Annotated in this window: 13 protein-coding genes and 2 tRNA genes; 9 read left to right on the forward strand and 6 right to left on the reverse strand. The window is 60.6% G+C overall.

What is annotated here, in order from left to right:
* Positions 1 to 861: 861 nt before the first annotated feature.
* The 5 genes from eccCb to HMPREF2757_RS11495 all read left to right on the forward strand — a co-directional run bounded on the left by eccCb (position 862) and on the right by HMPREF2757_RS11495 (position 5,861).
* The gene (gene eccCb, locus HMPREF2757_RS08705) at positions 862 to 3,309 is read left to right on the forward strand and encodes a type VII secretion protein EccCb (RefSeq protein ID WP_070575522.1); all 2,448 of its coding nucleotides are present in this window, start codon (positions 862 to 864) and stop codon (positions 3,307 to 3,309) included.
* Positions 3,310 to 3,389: 80 nt separating this feature from the next.
* Entirely contained in the window at positions 3,390 to 4,025 is a 636-nt protein-coding gene (locus tag HMPREF2757_RS08710; protein WP_070575525.1) for a hypothetical protein, read from the forward strand.
* 2 nt (positions 4,026 to 4,027) lie between these two features.
* Positions 4,028 to 4,393 carry an immunity protein Imm33 domain-containing protein gene (locus HMPREF2757_RS08715; protein ID WP_070575528.1) on the forward strand — a complete coding sequence of 122 codons (366 nt, stop codon included), beginning with the start codon at positions 4,028 to 4,030 and terminating at the stop codon, positions 4,391 to 4,393.
* An 86-nt stretch (positions 4,394 to 4,479) separates the two neighbouring features.
* Entirely contained in the window at positions 4,480 to 5,004 is a 525-nt protein-coding gene (locus HMPREF2757_RS08720) for a hypothetical protein (protein ID WP_070575531.1), read from the forward strand.
* Positions 5,005 to 5,009: 5 nt separating this feature from the next.
* The gene (locus tag HMPREF2757_RS11495; RefSeq protein WP_083304212.1) at positions 5,010 to 5,861 is read left to right on the forward strand and encodes a magnetosome magnetite crystal formation protein family; all 852 of its coding nucleotides are present in this window, start codon (positions 5,010 to 5,012) and stop codon (positions 5,859 to 5,861) included.
* A gap of 117 nt (positions 5,862 to 5,978) precedes the next feature.
* Here HMPREF2757_RS11495 and HMPREF2757_RS08730 read toward each other — a convergent pair.
* Positions 5,979 to 6,051: transfer RNA gene (locus HMPREF2757_RS08730), tRNA-Arg, on the reverse strand.
* Between the two features lie 385 nt (positions 6,052 to 6,436).
* On the opposite strand from HMPREF2757_RS08730, the gene HMPREF2757_RS08735 reads away from it, so the two are divergent.
* Positions 6,437 to 8,269 carry a phosphoenolpyruvate carboxykinase (GTP) gene (locus HMPREF2757_RS08735; RefSeq protein ID WP_070575534.1) on the forward strand — a complete coding sequence of 611 codons (1,833 nt, stop codon included), beginning with the start codon at positions 6,437 to 6,439 and terminating at the stop codon, positions 8,267 to 8,269.
* 229 nt (positions 8,270 to 8,498) lie between these two features.
* The gene (locus tag HMPREF2757_RS08740) at positions 8,499 to 9,605 is read left to right on the forward strand and encodes a baeRF3 domain-containing protein (RefSeq protein WP_070575536.1); all 1,107 of its coding nucleotides are present in this window, start codon (positions 8,499 to 8,501) and stop codon (positions 9,603 to 9,605) included.
* Positions 9,606 to 9,683: 78 nt separating this feature from the next.
* Here HMPREF2757_RS08740 and HMPREF2757_RS08745 read toward each other — a convergent pair whose 3' ends face one another.
* Together HMPREF2757_RS08745 and HMPREF2757_RS08750 are read right to left on the reverse strand one after the other, a co-directional pair.
* On the reverse strand, positions 9,684 to 10,751 hold the full coding sequence (locus HMPREF2757_RS08745) for an alpha/beta hydrolase fold domain-containing protein (protein WP_070575539.1): 1,068 nt from the start codon (positions 10,749 to 10,751) through the stop codon (positions 9,684 to 9,686).
* 71 nt (positions 10,752 to 10,822) lie between these two features.
* Positions 10,823 to 10,911: transfer RNA gene (locus tag HMPREF2757_RS08750), tRNA-Ser, on the reverse strand.
* Positions 10,912 to 11,135: 224 nt separating this feature from the next.
* On the opposite strand from HMPREF2757_RS08750, the gene HMPREF2757_RS08755 reads away from it, so the two are divergent.
* On the forward strand, positions 11,136 to 13,175 hold the full coding sequence (locus HMPREF2757_RS08755; RefSeq protein ID WP_070575542.1) for an LCP family glycopolymer transferase: 2,040 nt from the start codon (positions 11,136 to 11,138) through the stop codon (positions 13,173 to 13,175).
* Positions 13,168 to 15,120: an FAD/NAD(P)-binding protein gene (locus HMPREF2757_RS08760; protein ID WP_070575545.1), complete on the forward strand. Its 1,953-nt coding sequence runs from the start codon at positions 13,168 to 13,170 to the stop codon at positions 15,118 to 15,120. Before HMPREF2757_RS08755 ends, HMPREF2757_RS08760 begins: the two co-directional genes overlap by 8 nt.
* 64 nt (positions 15,121 to 15,184) lie before the next feature.
* Here the strand turns inward: HMPREF2757_RS08760 and HMPREF2757_RS08765 are convergent, their stop codons facing one another.
* The 3 genes from HMPREF2757_RS08765 to HMPREF2757_RS08775 form a co-directional block, all read right to left on the reverse strand.
* Entirely contained in the window at positions 15,185 to 17,656 is a 2,472-nt protein-coding gene (locus HMPREF2757_RS08765) for a YhgE/Pip domain-containing protein (RefSeq protein ID WP_070575547.1), read from the reverse strand.
* Complete coding sequence (locus tag HMPREF2757_RS08770; protein WP_070575549.1) at positions 17,649 to 20,507, reverse strand: MMPL family transporter; 2,859 nt, start codon at positions 20,505 to 20,507, stop codon at positions 17,649 to 17,651. Before HMPREF2757_RS08770 ends, HMPREF2757_RS08765 begins: the two co-directional genes overlap by 8 nt.
* Before the next feature lie 272 nt (positions 20,508 to 20,779).
* The gene (locus tag HMPREF2757_RS08775) at positions 20,780 to 21,946 is read right to left on the reverse strand and encodes a C45 family autoproteolytic acyltransferase/hydrolase (RefSeq protein WP_070575553.1); all 1,167 of its coding nucleotides are present in this window, start codon (positions 21,944 to 21,946) and stop codon (positions 20,780 to 20,782) included.
* Between the last annotated feature and the right edge of the window lie 18 nt (positions 21,947 to 21,964).

Here is a 21,964-nt window from a genome sequence, read left to right on the forward strand (position 1 = left end):
CAAACGCCTAGGAACAAAACCCGGGGCACTTCACAGAGAGTAGAAGCGACGTTCAATAGTCGGGGTAGCGGTGTCTTGTGCAGACATAATAAAACGCTCCTGAGCAGTGTTAACTACCCGGAGCGGGGTGCTTTTCCGGCTATATTCAGGCGGCGTGGAGAGCCGTGCATAACTCGCTAGACGCTGGTCAGTGCGTCCATTGCTTTACCAGAGCGCTAACTCTGTACCTGACCGCTTTTGTGGCCGGTAATGCCGTTACCAGCCGGTCATTCTCGTTGGAGGGGCCGTGCTTATCTCGGTCGAGAGGCTATCTCTTTACGTCATATCCTCGGGGTTATCCCTTGTCCGTGGCTAGCAAGACCAGAAAGTATAGAAACTCACCACGGACAATCTGCTGTACATATTACAGCAGTAGTGCGGTCTGCACAATACCTTTTTGTAACTAACAATTCACAGTGCGGTACAACGCAGTCCTGCAGTCTGTGTGCGGTAACCATGCGGTGAGTGTCAACATATCCGTACCTCTAACGGCAGTGGGAGGTCTGTGTGACAAACAGGTAGCTCGCAAAACCCCGGCTGCGGACCCTCACTTCCCGGACATAGAGAAAAAGTGAAAAAATTTAATTAATGGGGGTATACCAACCTTTCGTATTTTTCATTTTTTCAGAGGCTCAGAGTATTGAAGGGTCTGAGGGGCATTTGGTCTACCACATAGTTTTGCCGCACACGGTGCTACTTAGCCACTTACGACGCATACATTCCACTTACACCGTATGTTTGCCGCGTACAGCGGTAGTTCCTACCTTCTCGTAATTGTGTAGGAGGTATCGTACCCACAAGCCGTGTTCATTTAAATCCGAGATGCTGCGCACCCTTGTGCTGTCTCTGGCCCTGACCCATTCACCCGAAGACCTGTCGATGGTGCTCGTCGACTACAAGGGCGGAGCAGCGTTTTCGCCGTTTGCATCGCTCCCGCACTGCGCAGGTCTGATTGACAACCTCGCTGACGACCCACAGCTCACGGTTCGCGCGCGCTCTTCGCTGCACGGTGAAGTGGTCAGACGCCAGCAGCTGTTGAAAGCCGCAGACTCATCGCCGAACATCACGCACTATCGGGAACTGCGGCTGACACGCCCGGACCTGCCGCCGATGCCGCACCTGTTCGTGGTGATCGACGAGTTTGCCGAACTTCTTACGGCAGAAAGGGAGTTCGTGGACCTGTTCCTGCAGATCGGGCGCATCGGCCGTTCCATCGGGGTGCACCTGCTGCTGTCAAGCCAAAGGCTCGAAGCGGGACAGCTGCGGGGACTCGACACGTACCTTTCCTACAATCTGGCGCTGCGCACATTCAGTGAGTCGGAATCACAGATGGTGCTTGGAACCGGTGATGCGTTCCATCTGCCGCCGCTGCCGGGGTACGGCTACCTCAAGGTGGATACCAGTGTGTATCAGCGTTTTCGCGCAGGCTATGTATCCGGCCCAGTGCCGCGCACTCAGCAAATCCAGCAGCGCAGCGACGGACCCCGCGTAACACTGCTGCCGGTGTTCAACACCCTGAACAGCCAACAGAGCTCAGCCGAGCAGTCCCCCACAAGCACACCGGAACTGGAACGGCCCCAAGTGGGAGTCACACTCGTGGACGAAATGGTCCGTGGGCTGAGAGGGCATGACGGAGTTGTATCGCCCATATGGTTGCCTCCGCTGCCGCCCGTGCTGCCATTGGGAACGCTCGTGAGTGACACCGAGCGCAATGGTCGACTGGCTCCGACTATCGGTCTCAAAGACGACCCCGTTAAGCAGCGGCAGGCTCCCTGGACTCTCGACCTGACCCGCTCAGGCGGCCATGCGGTCATCATCGGCGCCCCGCAGTCCGGCCGCACAACGGCCCTGCGCACCATCGCGGCGTCACTCGCGCTTACCCACACCCCAAAGGAAGTGGGAATCTACGGGCTTGACCTGACCGGTTCCGGCCTGCGCCGACTGGAAGGCTTCCCCCACGTAGGCGGTGTGGTCACCCGCGGCGACGAGGATCGCATGCAGCGTTTGCTGGAAGAACTGACTGCAATGCTGCGTGCACGCGAAGCGCTGTTCAAACAGCTGCGCATTGACTCCATGCAGGAGTTTCGCCGACTCCACGCCCAAGGCCGAATCCCGAGCGTATCCAGTGCTGACATCGTTCTGCTTGTGGATGGCTACGGCGCTCTGCGCAGCGAGTTCGAACAGCTCGAAGGGCTGTTCACCGCTTTGATGATGCAGGCTGCCAGCTATGGCATCCACCTAGTTGTGACGATGGGCCGCTGGGGAGAGATGCGGATGGCTCACCAAACCCTGTTCGGCAACCGAATCGAGCTGCGGCTGAACGATCCTTCCGACTCCATCATCGACCGCAAACTTGCGGGGATCCTACCTGAAGACACCGCGGGTCGAGGCCTCAATGACGATCAGCTGATAGGCCAGATTGCCCTGCCGATCATGGATGAGGCGGATGCCGATGATGTGGGTGAGGCTCTGCAGGCACTGGCTCAACACGTAGCCCGGTCCTGGACCGGGCCGTCGGCGGTGCCCATCCGTTTGCTGCCTTCGCATCTGCCGCTTACTGAATTGCCCGACGAGTTCGACGAACCTCACTCGGTGCCGTTGGGGCTTCGCCAGGACACAATGGACACGACCTTCTGGGACCTTATGGAAACCGATCAGCACCTTGTGGTGCTCGGTGATTCGCGCGCAGGGAAGTCGACCACCCTGCGGACCATCGCCGACGGTTTGATTCGTCGTTTTACCCCGGACGAACTTGCAATCGCTGTAGTCGATTCGCGCGGCCATGTGGGCGCAGCAATCCCAGAGGAGTACCTTGCCGCGCATGCCCGGTCCCCTCAGCAGGCAAACGGACTGTCGCAGTCGATTGCCACAGAGCTGGCAAAACGGCCCGGACGGTCCGCCACGGAAGCGGCAACCGCACCGCGCATCGTGCTCATGATTGATGACATCGACATCATCACAGCAGGTGGGGTGGACCCGTTTGCTCCTCTGCAGCAGCATCTGCCGATGGCGCGTGACCTTCACTTCCACGTGATCCTCACACGCCCGGTTACCGGGGCATCGCGCGCGATGTACGCGCCATTCATCCTTGCTGCGTGGGAAACCGGAGGCGCGATGCTGCTGATGTCCGGCGATCGTGCCGAGGGGCAGATCCTGCCAAGAGTGCGGCCAGAGCGTATGCCGGCTGGGCGAGGCCGCTACATACGCCGAGGCGATTCGCCTTTTGTCGTTCAGGTGGCCCACGAAACGTCGGACCCAAGCAATGACTGAACACAAGCAGCCCAGAGAAAAACTCCAAAATCTAGCCGATTACCGACCGCAGGATCCTGGCAGGAATAGGAGCCGCGAGGATGACCAGTACTGATAACGACGATGCGCCTATCTACTTGAATAACGGGAATCTTGGCTCTATGCCGGTCCGGGACATCATCGAGCTATATGAAACACCCGAAGGCCGCGCTAATTCCCTCGTGCCTCTTGATGAGCTTCTTGTTACTTCTCTTGGGCGGGGGAATGTCGCTGATCGCATCGAGCTGGTCAATTACTTCTTGGACAAGGGTGCTGACCCCTCATATGTCGAAAGCTACAATCGTTCAAATTGCTTGCATATATTGTTTCAGGCACATGGTCATGATTATGAGCGTGAGGCGCCTTTATTGGCGCGTTTGCTTGATGGCGGGGCGAATGTAAACCAACGCTCAAGAAGATCCGGCTATCCGATGGAGTTGGTGCGTTATTTGTCTAGTCTGGGTGGTGATAGGAATTTCTTCTATGATGAGCTGTTTTCCCGCTCCGGTATCGACTTCGGTGTGGTGATCAACCGGCACTCCGGGGCGATACTTGCTGATATGTATTTGGGTCTGCCTCCTGCTATGGCTGGGCTGCAGAAGCGGGCTGAGGACTATATTGCCCAGCATGGCCTGCACGGTGATGGCAAGCCGCCCTTTGTATGTCCCCCTGTCAGTGAGAGAGTAGGAAAGGATTGACGATGTCTCAGTATGTTGAGTTCATTCCCAAGGCTGGTGCTGCGATGACGACGCATAATGTCCTCAACGGTGCCGGTCGGATCAAGTGGATGTTGCGTGTGCCTCCTAAGGCGCCTGCTGATAATGGTTGGCGGATCTTCAGCGAGATCGACACATCCGAGTACCTGGCTGATACGAACAACTTCGAGATTGTTGACTACAACGAACTGTGCGGCATGGAACCAGCCCTCATCGGCATTTGGGACCTGCCTATCGGTTCGGACCTGCAGATGGTCATCGACGAAGACGGCAAACACATCTTCGATACACCCACCGGGCGGAAAATCCCCCTCGAAGAGCAGTACATCCCACCACAATTCCGCCAATGACCAACAACCACCACCCCCACTGCAGGATGTGATCGATGAAACGGTTGGCTGTGTTGTGTTGTTTTCACGCCTAGGAGGGGTGTGTGATGGCTAAGACCATGTGGTCGCGGCAGGATTGTCGTATCCGTGCGTTTTGGGGTCGGCCGAGTGAGAGCCCCGGCTGGGCTGCTGATCGGGTGATGGCGTTATTGGGGTTCGTGCAAGCTCGTGATGCGTCTTTGGGTTCGAGCCTGCTGGATGTTCCCTGGGATGGTTCGCGTGCAGAGCTGCAGCGTTTGTTTGAAGAACTGCCTGTCGTGGATGACCACGGCAAACCAACAACCGCGTGGGGATACGCCGACCCCGCTCTATTGATCACGGGATACGAAAACAATATCAGTGTGGATTTATCCATTGGTTCTGATTCAGTAGGTCGGAGGATACCGTTGCATCACGCTATGGCGTCTGTGCAGCGGTTATCGCCCGAGCATACCAAGGCTTTGAGTGAGAGTCTTTTGAAGGGTTCGTCCTTGCCTTTGATCCGCTGTATGTCGAGATTGTCAATCGAAACGAGTTGGCGCTATGGCATCGGCTCAGTTGGCATATTCGGCCTGGGTATCGTGTTTGGCTGAATGATGTGGTCGGTGAGATCTCATGGCTTGCCGATGGGATGACCTCTCAGCGTATGGGCAACGGCACGGTGTACTCCTGCCCTGATGACTGGAGCAGTCAGCAGGTTGTTGATGCCTGGAAAGCCGTTCTTGAACGCAGCGGGCTGGATGAAATACCGCGTGACCTCATCCAGAACATGGACGTACCCGACTACCTGCCCATACCCGATAACATCCGCATCATCGCACCCGAATGGGCCGACGAAGAAGAAAGTGACGAAGTGACCGAAACACCACACCACGCACAACCACCCGAACCAACACCACCAGCCGAACCAGCGTCTGATGATTCTGTTTCTGGCGAGGGGGATTCGGGTGCGGCCCAGTTTGTGTATCGGCAGCAGGTCACGGGCCTGCGGCCAGATGTCCCCCGACACCACCACCCGGCCAGGAGCACCAACATAAACCTCAACGGCACTCCCGCCTGGACCCTCGGGCTCATAGCTCTTTTTCCACTTCCGATACTCAATTCGGCCCTCGCCGGCGTTGTCATGCTTGTGGTGGGACTCAATCAGCGGAACGTCGGCGGCACTGCCGCGCAGAACGGCGTTAACGCAGCAAGCTGGGGTCTTCTGCAGATAGTTGTTCCGGCCCTCTTCTTCATCACCACTATATTCGGAATGATCACCGGCGAAGATACTGAAACGGGTCTCCGCATGCCTGCCCCTCTTGAAATGGCACTGCCGATATTCGGCATCACGTGGATATTCCTGTCTATCGCACACCTGGTGGTAGTGATCCTTGGCATTGTGAAGTCGAGTCGCGGAGAAGTCTTCCGGGCGCCGGTTCCGCGCATCTTCAAGACTTCGGGGCAGTAAGGACACTGACAAGTTCCCTCGGCGAGCCCGCCGAGGGAACGATGACCCGACATACCACCAGCCCCACACAAAAAATCCCGAGACATCGAGTGAACGATGTCCCGGGACTTCACACTGCGCGCCACGAGGGATTCGAACCCCCAACCTTCTGATCCGTAGTCAGATGCTCTATCCGTTGAGCTAGTGGCGCACGCCCTTGCGGACCTGACCAACTATACACAGGGTTTCAAGGAAACCCAAAACCGACCGCGTGAGGCTCCCCACAACGTCAGAAGCACCAGCGCAGCGCGCGCTTTGCGGCAGAGCACACCCGGACCAGCTCAGGCAAGCCATTCAAACCCGCCCAAGCCCCGCAACCGAACCACGCCAGCGGCCAGCGGAACCCAAAACACACGCGAATGCAAGAACACGTCATTGCAACGAAAGAATCGGTCTGTCTAACTTCAGAAACGCGTCATAAACCATCGGTTTGTGAGCCAATGCACATGATGAACGGCCCGTTTTCCTCTCCAGCGTACATTTCACGTTCCTACGGTTGGCTTGTCTCAAGAACACCGAAAGCTTGGAGAGAAAGCATGACCGTCATCGACCGTGGCTCAGTCGAAGACCTGCTCGCAGGCGCACCCACGAAGAACGAAAAGATCCTCGAATTCGTCAAGCGCGCTGCCGAGCTCACCACCCCGGACCGCATCGAGTGGATCACCGGCGAAGAAGACCAGCGCCAGGCCATCACCGACCAGCTGGTCGAAGCCGGCACGCTCGTCAAACTGTCCGAACCGGCAAACTCCTACTACGCAAAGTCCGACCCGGCAGACGTTGCCCGCGTTGAATCGCGCACCTTCATCAACTCTGAAAAAGAAGAAGATGCCGGCCCTCTGAACAACTGGATGGACCCGCAGGAAATGCGGGCCAAGCTCAACGAGCTGTTCGCCGGTGCCATGCGCGGCCGCACCATGTACGTCATCCCGTTCGCAATGGGACACATCGATGCCAAACACCCGCAGTTCGGCATCGAAATCACCGACTCGCCCTACGTTGTTCTGTCCATGCAGATCATGGCCCGCGTCTCCACAAAGGTTCTTGACGCAATCGACAAAAACGACGGCAAGTTCGTCGAATGCATGCACTCGGTGGGCGCTCCGCTCGAACCGGGCGAAGAAGACGTCGCCTGGCCGTGCAATGAAACCAAGTACATCACCCACTTCCCGGAAGACCGCTCCATCTGGTCCTACGGCTCCGGCTACGGCGGCAATGCCCTGCTGGGCAAGAAGTGCTACTCCCTGCGCATCGCCTCGGCTATTGCCCGCGATGAAGGCTGGCTGGCCGAGCACATGCTCATCATCAAGCTGACCAACCCCGAAGGCGAATCCAAGTACATCGCCGCCGCCTTCCCATCGGCCTGCGGCAAGACAAACCTCGCCATGATCACGCCGACCGTTCCCGGCTGGAAGGCCGAAACACTCGGCGACGACATCGCGTGGATGCGCTTCGGCGAAGACGGCCAGCTCTACGCCGTCAACCCCGAATACGGCCTGTTCGGCGTTGCTCCCGGCACCGGCTACTCGACCAACCCGACCGCCATGGCTGCAATCGACGCCGGCAACAACATCTTCACCAACGTCGCCCTGACCGACGACAACACCGTGTGGTGGGAAGGCAAGACGGACGAAGCACCGGCCCACCTGACTGACTGGAAGGGCAACGACTGGACACCCGAGTCCTCAACCCCGGCAGCCCACCCGAACTCGCGCTTCTGCACCCCGATCGCGAACGTCCCCACGGCCGCCCCGGAATGGCAGGACCCCAACGGCGTTCCGATCTCCGCCATCCTGTTCGGCGGACGCCGCAAAACCACCATGCCGCTGGTCACCGAAACCCACGACTGGCAGCACGGTGTGTTCATGGGCTCGGTCCTGTCCTCAGAACAGACCGCCGCCGCCGAAGGCAAGGTCGGCGTTGTCCGCCGCGACCCCATGGCCATGCGTCCCTTCATCGGCTACAACGTTGGCGACTACTTCCAGCACTGGCTGAACATCGGCAAGACCGAAGGTGCCAAGCTGCCGAAAATCTTCTACGTCAACTGGTTCCGCCGCGACGACGACAATTCGTTCCTGTGGCCCGGATTCTCAGAGAACTCGCGTGTCCTCAAGTGGGTCTTCGAACGCGTTGTCGGCACCGCTGACGCCGTTGACACCCCGCTTGGCAAAGCCCCTGCCGAAGGCGCGCTGGATGTTGACGGACTCGACGTCACACCGGAGCAGCTGCAGAAGGCACTTGCCATCAAGCCCGAAGAATGGGCTGAAGAGCTCAAGTCGATCGAAGAGTGGTACGCAGAACTCGGCGACCACGTTCCGGCCGAGCTGCGCGCAGAAGTCGACAAGCTTCGGCAGCGCCTGGGTCTCGCCTGACCCCAGCCGCCGCACAGGCATCGGCTGACAACACAGACCAGCGAGCGTCCGACTTCAGGTTCACGAGCCAGAACCGAGGTCGGGCGCTCGTTCTGTGTCCGGCACATCAACTGTGCGAAACACCGTGTTTCTCTTCGTGAAATTCCCCTTTTCACACCGCGTGCCGCCCGTTACCGTGAGGGGACGAGATGACACTTCGGTGTCGCCCAATCGCGGAGAGGAATCTTCAATGACTGACAACCCTCAAGGCACCATCGACCAGCTGGAGTTCGACGCTCTGATTGAAGGCGATCAGATCGCAGGCAGCAAGGTCTCCATCTACATTCCCACCAAGGTCTCCGGCGGCCAGGACAAGATCGCCGCCGGGCAGATGCGCGATCAGCTCAGCGCGGCGAAAGCGGACCTCGAAAGCGCGGGTCTCAGCGGCAGCGAGGCCGCGGCTGTCGTCGAACCGGCCCAAAAGGCCCTCGATGACCCTGAGTTCTGGCTGCACACAAGCCGCGGGCTGGCAGTTTTCGCTGCCAATGGCTTCTATCGCATCTTCCGGATTCCACTCGAAGTCCCAGCACTGCGCACAGTTGATGACCACTTCAACGTGGTTCCGCTGGCCCCCATGCTCGAACAGTCCGGCCGCGTCTACGTTCTTGCTCTCGCAAAGAACTCTGTCCGCCTGTTCGACGCCAGCCGCAATCACATCGAACAGCTGCCGCTGGGCGCAGTTCCCGAGAACTTCGATGCCACCGTCACGGAACTTCCGGAGCACAACCTCCAGTACCGTTCCGCAGGCGGCGAGCGCACTGGCTTCTACGGAACCGGCGGAGGTTCTGACACGGAAGACCACCTGCGCGAAAACTTCCTGCGCCGCGTAGGTGAAGGTGTTGCGGCTGAACTGGGCACCGCTCGTTCACAGCCGCTGGTTCTGGCTTCGGTGCAGGAGTATCTGAGCCCGTTCAAGAGCCTGTGCCCCTACCCGAACGTCCAGGACGTCGTCATCCCCGGCAACCCGGAGCAGACCCGACCCGAAGAGCTCCGCTCTAAGGCCTGGGAAGTGCTCAACGACAAGGTTCAGGCTGACGAGGCCGCTGTTGTCGAACGCGCCCGCTCGCTCATTGCCGCCGGCAAGGGCTCCTACGATCTGGGCGAAATCGTGCAGGCGGCCGCCGAAGGTCGCGTGGACACGCTGTTCACCCCGCGGGACATCAAACGCCTAGCCGCCACAAACGCCTACGGTCCGGCAAGCCAGGCGATTATCGCCACCGTCGCCAACAAGGGCACGGTGCGCACGGTCGCTGAGTTCCCGGAATCGTCGGAGGCTGTTGCCACCTTCCGCTACTGACCCGCTCCCCTTCCCCAACGCACGAGGTGGAGCTGCAGTGTTCTGCAGCTCCACCTCGTGTGCTGTTGCGGAGTGGGTTCAGGCGATGTTGAAGCGTGCGGCGGCGTATTCGGCACCCCAGGTCAGTACGTCGCGGGTGGCTTCCATCATCCGGCCGTAGTGCAGGAAGGAATGGAGAGCACCTTCCTCCATGTGGAATTCGTGGTCCTTACCGTGTGCGGCGAGCGTCTGGGCGAGAGCGCGAGAATCATCGGCCAGCGGATCGAGTTCAGCGCCGACGATGAACATGGGCGGCACCGGTTGGGTGTAGTCGGCCGACAGCGGGTCGATATAGGGGTTCGCTTCGTGCTGGGCACCCCGATAGTAGGACTCGCGCATTGAGTCGAGATCCGCCATGCTCATACCGTCCCACCATCCGCCGTACATGCGCATGGTGGCGGAATCCCTCAGCCCGTACGTGCCGTAGTAGAGCAGGAGTGAGCGAATCGATTCAAAAGCGCTGCGAGGTGCGCTCTGATCTGAGCTCAGACCCGCGGCTTGGGCCGCTGTGTGGGGTTCATCGCGCAGAAGCAGGGAAGCTGAGAGCGAAAGAATAGCCCCTGCTGAATCCCCGGCGAAAGACAGACGGCGTGGGTCGATGCCGTGTTCTTGACCGTGGGCTGCGAAGTAGGCGGCGGCAGCGGCAACTTCGTGCAGAGCCTGCGGGAAGACGGTCTCCGGAGTCAGCGAATAGTCCACGGCGACGACCGCCGCCCCTGATTCTGCGGCCAGAACTCGCTGAATCCGGTCGTGGGTATCAAGATTGCCGACAGTGAAACCACCGCCGTGAACAAAGATGATCACCGGAAGGGCGTCGTTTTCCACCGGACGATGAATGCGCACGGGCACAGTCGCACCGGCCAGCGACAGAGTGAAGTTGTCAGTGCTGGCCATCTGCGGGCCGCCCTCGTTCCAGAATGCACGTTCGGCGTTGTAGTCGGCGCGCATCGCTGCGACGGGGTCATCGCCTGCGGTGTTAGAACCGCGAGCTTTGTCCGTCCCACTAGATGTGCGCGCAAGCTGATGTCGGACTACCGCAGTCTGCTCCGGCGTCATGGCGCGGCGAATATGTGCAGGAATGGATTCAAAAGTCTGTTCGTCAGCCATGAAACCATCGTCTCACCCACACCAGACAAGGAAAACGCCCCGGCGATTCTGTGAACCACCGGGGCTAGGCGCGGAGTTGGAGGGATTTGAACCCTCGGTCCCCAAACACGAGGACTTCACCTTAGCAGGGTGACGCTTTCGACCGCTCAGCCACAACTCCAGGCAGATACAGGTTACAGTCCAAGCGCCCCGGGAGCAAAAGCGCACCCTTCCGCCGCCAGTCCAGTGCACCACCCGCCGTGCGTCGCAGCACTCGTCAACTGCATGGTCAATGTTCTCTATGCTGCTCACAGGCTCGATACACTTGCTGTTCAGCCGAGGGCCATATACTCACCAAGCCGCTTCTGACGGCGGCACGGCTGCACACTACGAGGAGACGACACGGTGACTGATTCCCACGACACCACAGGCGGCTCTGGCTCCGCTAACGGCGAATACACGCCGGACGGTGGGGGCAGTGCCGAGAATGGCTTCTGGGCTGATCTTTCCTCTCACCATGTCCTCCGCGCTTCATCGCGCCCCAATTTCCGCGGCGACAAACCCACTGGCTCAGACAGCGATCACCCCACCCATCCGCACAGTGTCCGGTCGGCCGCAAAGCCTGAAGACCACCCCACGCACCGCTTTGACGGGCCCCTTCCGTCACGGCGTGAACTTCGCGAACAGAGAGAACTCGAAGAGAACTGGTACTTCACCGACGAAGACGAAGAAGAATACGATTCGGACTTAGAGTCGGCATACTCCACACACCACGGCTACGCCGAAGACGACGACGCCCAGCCGCGCCACGGTCAGCGCGGCGGCGACGGATTTCCCTCTGTTGTCACGTGGACGACCCTGGGAACCATGCTGCCCGGCCTTGCCATCATTCGCCGCGACCGCAGGTCCATCGCCGGATGGGTTCTGCTGTCTGGCTTTCTCCTGGGCATTGGGGCACTCGTTGTCTCTGCTCTCATCTACGGTCCGACGGCGTTTGCCAGCCGCATAGTGTCCAGCCCGAAGATCCTGCGATTCACATCGATTGTGCTCATTGTCGGACTCATCATCTGGGTCCTTGTGATTCTGCGTTCCTTTGCCGTGTCCAAGCGCGGCTTCCGCATGCCGCGGGCACAGAAGGTGCTCAGCTGGATCCTTGTGTCCAGCCTCATTGTGATCGTCGGCATCCCCTTGGGCGTTGGTGCGGCCTACGCCAATGTCACGGCCACAGCACTGTCGAAGGTCTTCGGCGAAAACGGCGCCAGGGTTCTCAAACGCGAGGATCTGTGGGCAGACCAAGAGCGGATCAACGTCTTCCTCATCGGCCAAGACAGCGCCGACAACCGCGAGGGCGTTCGTCCCGACACCATGCTTGTTGCCAGCATCAACACCCGCAGCGGACAGACAACTCTCATCTCGGTTCCGCGCAACCTGGCCTTCCCGCTGTTCCCAGAGGACTCGAAACTGGCTGAAACGTTCCCCAACGGGTTCCGGCCCACCGGCAACCCTTCGGAGGACCTCATCAACGCGGTGTGGGACTGGGCCGAAAGCTCGCCGGAAGCGGTTGGCGACACCCACGGTCTCGAACCGGGAATGTTCGCCACCATCCAGGCGGTTGAAGCTTCCCTGGGGCTCAAAACGGACTATTGGACCGCCGTGAACATGAAGGGCTTCTCCGATCTCATCACCACGATGGGCGGAGTTGAGCTCGACGTCGAACGCCCCATCCCGATGGGCGGCGGCACCAACCAGACCACCGGCGCAAAGAACCAGATCTTCGGGTGGATCGACCCGGGCCCGCAGCACCTCGAAGGCAAAAAGGCACTTTGGTACACCCGCAGCCGTGACGGTGCTGACAACTACGACCGCATGTGCCGTCAGCAGCGTTTCCTCAAGGCCGCTCTCGAACAGATGAGCCCGCAGGAAATGACGTTGAAGTACCCCAAGCTGGCAGCCAACGCATCTGACAACATCCGCACTGACATCCCGCTGTCAGACCTCAGTGCCTTTGCTGACCTCGCCATGATCATGCGCAACACCGAAGTGAAGTCCGCACAGATCACCAACGACGTCGTGGCTACTCTCAGCCCTGATTACGACGCCCTGCACGCCTGGGTGAAAGAACAGACGCAGTCGGGCGACGACAAGAAGGACTCTGACAGCGCCTCCGGTCCTAAGAGCTCATCGGGCGGCAACACGGACAGCGCAGACGACTCTGCCAAGTCGCAGGGCGCAGACAATTCAGACAACGACACCCAGGCTGACTCCGGTTCCGCATCAGACCAGTCGGGGTCGGGCGGAGAAGACGAAGAACGCGGCCGCGGCGCGGAAACCGCCGACGGCAAGTGCTACCCGCACGGCTACACGCCTGGCGACCCCTGGCCGGGCTACCCGCACAACGACCAGCTGCGCGGAGGTGCCAACAGCGAAAACGGTGCCGATGGCTGACATTGCGATCATCGGCATGGGCCCTCGGGGCCTTACTGTTCTCGAACGTCTGGTTGCACTGTCCTGCGCTCAGCCTGACGAGGCGCCGCCCCGGCTGCACATCCATGTGATCGACCCGTTCCCGCCGGGTGCCGGGAGGGTGTGGCGGACGGATCAGAGCCCGTCTCTGCTGATGAACACAACGGCTGCTGAGCAGACGGTGTTCGCAGATGATTCGTGCGGTGCGCCGAACCCAAATCAGGGCCCGTCGATGGCCGAGTGGTCGTCTGACCCGCGCAGCCCGGGATCCTATTTTCCCAGCCGTGTTGAGTACGGCCGCTATCTGCGCGACTCCTATCAGCGGATTGCATCCCGGGCTGAGGGCTCCCAGGCAACACGCATCATCGAACACCAGGCGCGGGTGACGGACATTGCCGAACCTGATGGCACGGACGGTCAGCAGGTTCTGCGCCTGTCCGATGGCAGCCGCCTGGCGGTCGACTTCACCGTGCTGTGCGTGGGGCACATTGAAGCGCGCTTGACGGATGAACGTCGCTCCTACGCTGAGCTCAGCCGCGAACCCGGCGTTGAGTATCTGCCGCCGTGTCTGCCGGCGGAAACTCCCGTCAACCGCCTCAAACCGGGAGAGCCTGTGATCTTCCGCGGGTTTGGGCTGAACTACTTCGACCTGCAGGATCTGCTGACCACGGGCCGGGGCGGCCGTTTTACACAGAATCCTGACGGCACCTTGAAATACCATTCCAGCGGGCTCGAACCGGTCTTGGTGCCGTCCTCCCGCCGTGGTGTCCCCTACCGGTGCAAGCCGATCACACAAGCGCACCCGCTTTCCGAATGGCAGCTGCGCTACTTCATTCCGGAGAACATCCGGAATCTGGCACAGGCCCAGGCGGCAGAGGGGCAGAAGCTGAGCTTCAATGACCACCTGTGGCCGCTGATCCTGGCTGACATCCGATCCGCTTGGTATCGCACCCTGTACCGCGTGCGCCCCGAGGCTTTCCGCGCTGACCCCGTTCACATGCACGATGCGCTGACCCACTTTGTCACCGAACACATTGGGGTTCGCGCCGGTCGCACTGAAAAGGGCGGCAGGGCCGCCGGAACCTCCCCCGCGGGGCTGTTGACCCAGGCCTCCCCCAATTGGGTGGCCGTTGAACAGCGAGTTCTTGCCGACCCCGGCTTTGCGCTCGATCTGCATCGACTGCTGCGCCCCATGGAAGGGGTCGATTTCGCCGAACCGGACTCTGATCTGCGCGAATGGATGCTGAAGTTTCTGCGCCGCGACCTCGCCGCAGCACAGGCGGGACCTTCGGGCTCACCCGGCAAAGCCGTTTTTGCCGCTCTGTGGGCTGCCCGCAATCTGCTTAAGACCGTCGTGGTTGACGGCCTACTGGACCCGTTGAGCTTCACTTCCGAAGTCCGCGGCTGGTTTGAGGGCTTTGTGTCCGGCATCTGCGACGGCCCTCCCCCGCAGCGCTTTGCTGAGCTCATTGCGCTGACAGAGGCAGGGCTTGTCGATTTCGTCGGCCCGGGTGTGCAGATCAAAACCGTGGGCGGTCCCGGCCGCGGCCATTTCGTAGCGACCAGTCCCGCCGTAGACAGGCCGATTCGGGCAACAGCCCTGGTGGACGCTTCGACACCGGCGAACAACGTCCGGTTTGCCGATGACGAACTCATGAACTCGATGCTCGACCGCGGCCAGGTGCGACCGGCAGTCGTCACGACGCCGATGGGTGTCGATATGCCCCTGACTGGTCTCGATGTTGACGGTCCTTCCTACCGCACCGTCACTGCCGACGGCACAGTCCATCCGCGCCGTTTTGCCTTCTCCATTCAGCTTTCAGCTGTGCAGCTCGGCTTGGCGATTGCCGCCAACCCCAACTCGCGGGCACAGAGCCTCATCGATGCCAACACGATCGCTCAAGCGATCATCGACGACCTCACCTGACCTGCACACAGCAGAAGACGAGGCGGAAACTCACTTGAGTTTCCGCCTCGTCTTCTTCAGCTGATCACACGTACCGGTAGGCGGGCCTGCGCGGCACCGTGACGGTTCGCTTGCTGGCGATTGCCGCCAAAGCCGCGGCGGCGCCGACAATGAGCCACACCACCAGCTGGCCGACGGCCGCACCGGCACCCGGTGTGCCCGACGCCAACGCGGTGAAGCCGGAAACGGCGGGAGCCGGCGGCAGCATGTTCACCAGCGACACCAGCCCGGTCGGTGCGGTGCTGATCATGTTGACCGACAAAACGGCCACTATGATCGCCGCCGACAGAATCCGGCCGAAGCCGCCCATCAGCGCCGTGAGTGCAAAGTTGATGACGGTGAACGTCACACCCGCCAGCAGGGCCAAAAGGAACATGCCCGCAAACGTTCCAAAGCCCAATCCCCAGATGAACTGGAATAGGACGGTCATGACGAAGGCGTGGATGACCGCAATCGCCAAGCCCGGCGCCAGCGATTTCAGACCCACCTGCCACGAGGGCCGACCGGATGTAACAGCCGAAGCGGGCACAGCACGCAGGACCGTGTAGGTCAGCAGCGAGCCGATCCACAGCAGCAGGGTGAACAGCACGCCGATGACGCTGTTCTGCGACAAGGCGCTGAGCTTCGCCGTTTCACCCGGCACGGACGCCGCTACGACGTCCGACAGCTGCGAACGATGCGATTTGTCGTAGGTGGGTATTTCGTCCTTGCCCTCTTCGAGTTGGTCGTAGAACTCGCCGGTGCCGTCCTTGAGCTCCTTCGTGCCGTCAACGAGTTTGGGGGTGTTGTCTGACAGTTCCTCGGTGCCGTCGGCCAGCTGGTCGACCCCGTCGGTGTATTGGCCGACGCCGTCGCGGTACTTCGAAGCGCCGTCGGCAAGCTTGTCTGAACCGTCAGCGGCGTCACTGATGCCATCGGTCAGCTTGCCCGTGCCCTTGTGGAGCTTCTCGGTTCCGTCGGCAAGCTGCCCGGATCCGTCCCGCAGCTTCTTACCGGCGCCGAGGACTTCCTTCTTGCCTTCCTTGAGTCCGTTGACGCCCTTTTCAATGTCTCCGAGGTTGTCCTCGATGCCCGAGTTGAGGTCACTTGTTCCATCGGCAAGCTTGCGCAGACCCTGCGGCAGGGTGAGACCGGAGTCGCCCTTGGTGTGCAGACCGTCGCTGATCTTCTGCAGCACCCCCACCGAGGCGGAGCTGATTCCCGCCGCAAAGGCCCGTTCGGCTGCGGCGCAGCTTGTCTTGGAAACCGCACTGCCGAGTGCCTTCTGAAGCTCGGGGTCGAGGAGGGTCTTCTGGACCTCTGGGGAAACTCCCGCTTCGCCCATGGCCTTCTTCAGGTCCTTCTGGAACTGCTGGGCGCCCTGCTTGCTGATCTTGGAATCGGGTGACGGGCACAGTGCCGCACGCGCCTGCGAGACCTCCTTTGCCGTCATCAGTCCGGCGGCCTGGAGGTCATCGAGGCTTGTGGCCTTCGACGTCCCGTCGGCGTTCATGAGCTTCTTGGCCGCGGCAAGCTGCTTGTCGACGTCCTTCTGCATGTCTTCCACACCAGTGGCGATGGTGTCCATGGAGCTGTCGAGCTTGTCAGCAGCGTCGACGGCTTTTTTGAGCTTGTCGGCGTCAAAACCGTCCAGCGCTTTGACAACCTTGTCGATCTCCCCGGTGTATTCGACGATGCCGTCGTGCAGGCCGTCAGCGCCCTTGTACAGCTTCTTCGTCTGACCGGGAAGTGACTCCGTTTGGTCCTTCATGGTGTTCAGACCAGACGAGAGCTCGTCGGCCCCGTCAGCCAGTTCGCCAGCTCCGCTGCGCAGATCTTTGCCCTTGTCGGACAGCTTCTGAGCACCCTTGTCGAGTTCCTGCACACCGCTGTCCAGCTGCTCAGTGCCGTCCAGCAGCTCACCGGCTCCGTCATCCAGCTTCCCTGCACCGTCAGCTGCTTCCTGCATCTGCCCGGAGATTTCGTTGAAGCCCAGGTAGATGTTGTCGAGGTACTGCTTGGCGAAGTCCTTGTTGAAGCTCTGGGTTGCCGCCTGCGTGATCGCCTTGGCGATGATGACGTCCGGCACCGGCTTCACTTTGGACTGTTGAATGTCGATCGTGGCGTGTTCGGCGTTCTTGCCGTCGTCTTCGGAAATCGACATGACGCGCTCGGAGAAGTTCTTCGGGATAGTCACAACCGTGGCGTACTTGCCGTTGCGCAGACCCTCTGCGGCGTCCTCGTCATCTGACAGCTGCCAGTCGAGGTTGTCCTGGTCTTCGTCATCCGGCGCAATGAGAGCGGCGGCCAGCTGGCGTCCCAACGGCACGGTTTTGCCGTCGATTTCAGTTCCGTCGTCGTTGTTGACGATGGCTCCCGGAATGGTGTGGACTTTCTCTTCTGCCCCGTGGGCAGTCACCACATAGCCACCGGCTACAAGCAGTGGGATGAGCAGCAGACCGATGATGGTCCACCATGTCACCCGCTGACCGGCAGCGGCCCGTTCAAACTTAAACATGGTGTGTTTCCCCTGTCAGGTGGACAGACTCTTGGTGCGCATCAGCATCCGCTTCCGCAAAAGGCGAATGGTCGGAGCTGCGGTGAAGGTCTAGGAGTGTGTATTCGGAGTTCTTCGGCAGCATCCAGTCGGAATCCGCAGTGACAAGACCTAGGATCACCGCCGAGCCGCGCTGGAGTGATGAGTCGATCAGCCGCTTGAGCAGAGCCGCGCTCTGTGAGTCCTGCGGCTGGTCAGCGTGGTCGATGACGACCAGCTTGGGCGGATCTTGGATCATGCGGTAGAGCGAACGATGCGACGGTGCCGTCGAATCGTCGCGCGGACTCATGACGATCAGCGGCAGCGCTCGCCGGACGTGCCCACTCTGTTCTGGCATAACCCAGTCGAGGATCTTGAGTTCGCCCTCAGAGATCGGCATGCGGCCCGACAGCGCAGTGACAAGAGCCGATGATCCAGGCCCGGTGACAGCGAACACCTCGCCCGGTTTGAGCGCAATGTTGACCCCGGAGACCAGCTTGCCTTCCGCATCGCCGACGTCACCGCGAACCGAGCGCCCCTTGTCCCGGGGTCCGTTGATGCCGATGTCCTCACCGTAGAGCAGGTACGGCGAGTCCTTCTGCGGCCAGTCGCGCTGCTCAACCAGATGGGCAAGGCCTTCGCCTTCGACATCGAAGTGCGGCAGGATCTTGTCGAGCTTCTTCGGCAGCCACCACGACTTTTCGCCCAGCATTGCCATGACCGCAGGGCCGAGGGTCATGCGGATGAGGAAAGCGTCAACGGTGATGCCCACCGCCAGACCCAGCGCGATTGACTTGATGATCGGCTCGCCAGCGGGCACAAACGCTGCGAACACGGCGAACATGATGAGTGCCGCGGCCGTGACAACACCGGCGGAAGCCAGGAAGCCCCTCTCGATTGCTTCGCGAGCAGGCGCCCCGTGCGCATAGGCTTCGCGCATACCGGACACGAGGAACACCTCGTAGTCCATGGCCAGGCCGAACAGGATGCCCATGAGGATGATCGGCAGGAACGAAATGACCGGACCCACCTGTTCAATGCCGATCGCTTCGGCTCCGTGCCCTTCCACAAAGACCAGTGACACCACACCGAAGGCGGTGATGACCGACAGGAGGAAGCCCAGAGCTGCCTTGATCGGCACCGCCACGGACCGGAACACCATCATCAGCAGGACAATCGACAGACCCACGACGAAGATGCCGAAGGGAACCAGGGCCTTGCCCAACTGGCTCGATACGTCGATGGCCACCGCAGTCGAACCTGTCACCGCGGTCTCAAAGCCGTACTTGTCCTTGAAGTAGTCGTGCATGTCGCGGATCTTTTCGACGACTTCTTCTGTGCGCGGATCGTCCGGGCCGTACTCTGGGATGACCTGAACCATCGCGGTGTCGGCGTTTTCATTGGGGGTCGCCATGGCGATCTGCTTGACGCCGTCAACCTTTTCAAGGTCCTTTTTGATGTCGTCGACGTCCTGCAGCGGATCATCGCTGGTGATGATGTCCGCGGTGACGATCAGCGGACCGTTCGCACCGGGCCCGAAGTGCTTTTCGGTGAGGTCGTAGGCGATTCGCGGTGGTGTGCCTTCGGGCTCACCGCCGTTGTTCGGCAGCGCCAGCTGCAGTTTGGACGCCGGAATGGCAAACAGGCCGAGGCCCACAACCACAATGATGACCGTCAGCGCTGGCACCTTCGTGACAATGTGCTCCCACGTCCGGAAGATCCGCGTTGCCGGGCGCTCCTTCTTCGGCTTGGCCTGCCGACGGGGGCTGTCGGCCTGGGCGTCTTCGGATGTGGCTTTCTTTTTCTTCTTCGGCATCATCTTTTCGCCGAAGAAGCCCATGATTGCCGGAACCAGTGTCAAGGCCACAAGGACGGCTACTGCGACGGTTGCGGCCGCACCGAAGCCCATGACCGACAGGAAGGGAATGCCCGCAATTGACAGTCCGACAAGGGCGATGATGACCGTCATACCGGCGAACACAACGGCAGAACCGGCGGTGGCGGTTGCCCGTGCCGCGGATTCGTGGGCGCTGTGGCCTTCGTCGCGGCTGAGCTGGCGAGCGCGCGAAATGATGAAGAGCGCGTAGTCGATTCCGACTGCCAGGCCCAGCATGAGCGCAAGCATGGGGGCGGTGGAGTTCACGGTGGCGAACGCCGTTGTCAGCACCACCAGCAGCAGGCCGATGGCTACGCCGACAATTGCGGTGACCAGCGGAATTCCGGCTGCGATGAACGATCCGAAGGTCACAAACAGCACGAAGAAGGCCACAACAACGCCGATGCCCTCCACCCAGGAGATTTCGATGCCGGTGACCTTGAAGATCTCACCGCCGGCAACGACCTCGGTGCCTTCGGGCAGTTGGGACTGCAGATTGTCAGCTGCTTTTTCAAGATCCGTTTTGACTGAGTCGGGCAGATTGGCCTCTGCGTCGTCGTACTGGACGTTGAGCAGAGCGGCGTTGCCCTCATCACTGATCGAACCTTCGATGATGTCGTCATACGGGCTCGTAGCGCCGTCTACGTGGTCGTAGTCCTCGATTTTCTCAGCAGCTGCCTCGATCGGCTTCTTGTATTCCTCGCTTCTGAGGTCAGCACCGTCGGGGGCGACGATCGTCAACTGGCCGCGACCACCGCTGACCTGCGGAAATGTGAGCTCTAAGTTGTCAAGAGCTTCCTGGGACTGGGCACCGGGAAGCTCGAATTCATCGGAGAAGTCGTCTGAGAACAGCGCAACGCACCCGCCGAGCAGGGCGAGTATGGCAAGCCACACGGCAACGGTTGTCTTCCGTCGACGGTAGGCCGCCGCACCGAGTTCATAGAGAAAAGACGACATTCAGGAGCTCCGAACAATCGTGAAGTTACTGGCCAGTAGTAAACGTACTCAGCGATGTTAGCAACTGAGCGCTTCACCGTCGCCCAGAAAACCTTAAGTCAAGTATGACGCGCGGACCTGTGAACCCAGCTCACACCCGCTGACGCTGCAACCGCCCATACGGCTCGCGCAGCCGGAGCAATGCCCGAAAACACGCTGATCGTATGCAATGAGAACGCCGAGCGCGCCAAAAGAATTTCACCGGAAGCAACTGCCTACAGCCTGTTGCGGCGTCAGGGTGCCTGCAAGACGACTGTGCGCATTTTCACGTACTGCGGAACTCCCGGGCTGACGGCAATCTTCCGCTGGGCGGGATCAATGCGAACACTGGCCAATGTGGCCGTTTCGAGAGTGCCGCCGGGTTTTGGCAGTTTGGCCACGCAGCCAGAAGCCAGGTCTGAACACAGAAGAGGCACAAGATCCTCCGCGCACTGCGGCACACCGGCGCAGCTCACTGCGTCCTGCAGAAACTCCAACCGGTCAAAGGTGTTGGCGTTCGGCGGGCTGAGCAGGCCGGTCTGCGCGAACTCACCATCCAAAAAGTGGTTGGTGTGCACCGCGTAGCCGCGCTGATCAAGCACACGGGTCCTACCAGCGCTGATTTCGACCATCGCCGATTGTTCAGAGTCGATCAGCGTGATGACCGAACTGGACGACAGGGGTGCGTCTTCAATCATCCGCACCGCCTCGTCAACACTTCCGGCAACCCCTAGGATCCGCGCGAGAACAGAGTGCACAGGAACTCCACCAGGCGCATCGTCAGTGGAGAACAGAATGTTGAGAAAACACCCCAGACCAGCCGAATTGACCCCTATTTTGCCGGTCATGCCGTACTCGGCGAGACCCGCGTAGCCGTAGCCGCCCGGCAGAGCAGCCACAGAGTGCAGGTGCCACAGGTCTGCGAACTCCGGATACCAGTCCCACGTCTGCGCGCCAACGCACGGAGCGCCCGCACCGGCACCGGCGGCTGGATCCGCGGCAGCGGCGGCACGGTCTGCGGCAATGGTGATGGTCGAACATTCCGAAGGTGCCGAGGTGGAGCTTCCCTCCCGCGGTCCGTCCTGCTGGGACGGGAGTGCAGAGCGGTCCGCGAGCGTTATGATTTCCGTGCGGGCAATGATGACCATGAGATCAGCGGGCGTAAGACCCGCCCCCATTGCAGCGCCGGTGACTTCTTGATGCTGGTCGGGGTCCCAGTCGCGCAGAGCGGCGAGGGAGTCTTTTGCCGCTGCTTTGACCGCGCTGTCCTCTATGCCGAGGGTTTGGAACAGATGCGTGTAGCTTCTGTGTGCCGAACGGATCCTCTGCGCGGTCTGCGTGGCCCTCGCCATCCCGCGCATCTGCGGGGTGGGGCCGCTGACCACAATCGATTCGGAGCGGACTTCGTGTGGAACCGGCATGTGAACTCCTCGCTGCTG

This window comes from Brevibacterium sp. HMSC063G07, assembly GCF_001810665.1.
Taxonomy (GTDB): Bacteria; Actinomycetota; Actinomycetes; order Actinomycetales; family Brevibacteriaceae; genus Brevibacterium.

Coding starts and splice junctions, on each gene's coding strand:
- eccCb (WP_070575522.1), top strand. CDS start 862: ATGCTGCGCACCCTTGTGCTGTCTCTGGCCCTGACCCATTCACCCGAA.
- HMPREF2757_RS08710 (WP_070575525.1), top strand. CDS start 3,390: ATGACCAGTACTGATAACGACGATGCGCCTATCTACTTGAATAACGGG.
- HMPREF2757_RS08715 (WP_070575528.1), top strand. CDS start 4,028: ATGTCTCAGTATGTTGAGTTCATTCCCAAGGCTGGTGCTGCGATGACG.
- HMPREF2757_RS08720 (WP_070575531.1), top strand. CDS start 4,480: ATGGCTAAGACCATGTGGTCGCGGCAGGATTGTCGTATCCGTGCGTTT.
- HMPREF2757_RS08735 (WP_070575534.1), top strand. CDS start 6,437: ATGACCGTCATCGACCGTGGCTCAGTCGAAGACCTGCTCGCAGGCGCA.
- HMPREF2757_RS08740 (WP_070575536.1), top strand. CDS start 8,499: ATGACTGACAACCCTCAAGGCACCATCGACCAGCTGGAGTTCGACGCT.
- HMPREF2757_RS08745 (WP_070575539.1), bottom strand. CDS start 10,751: ATGGCTGACGAACAGACTTTTGAATCCATTCCTGCACATATTCGCCGC.
- HMPREF2757_RS08760 (WP_070575545.1), top strand. CDS start 13,168: ATGGCTGACATTGCGATCATCGGCATGGGCCCTCGGGGCCTTACTGTT.
- HMPREF2757_RS08765 (WP_070575547.1), bottom strand. CDS start 17,656: ATGTTTAAGTTTGAACGGGCCGCTGCCGGTCAGCGGGTGACATGGTGG.
- HMPREF2757_RS08770 (WP_070575549.1), bottom strand. CDS start 20,507: ATGTCGTCTTTTCTCTATGAACTCGGTGCGGCGGCCTACCGTCGACGG.
- HMPREF2757_RS08775 (WP_070575553.1), bottom strand. CDS start 21,946: ATGCCGGTTCCACACGAAGTCCGCTCCGAATCGATTGTGGTCAGCGGC.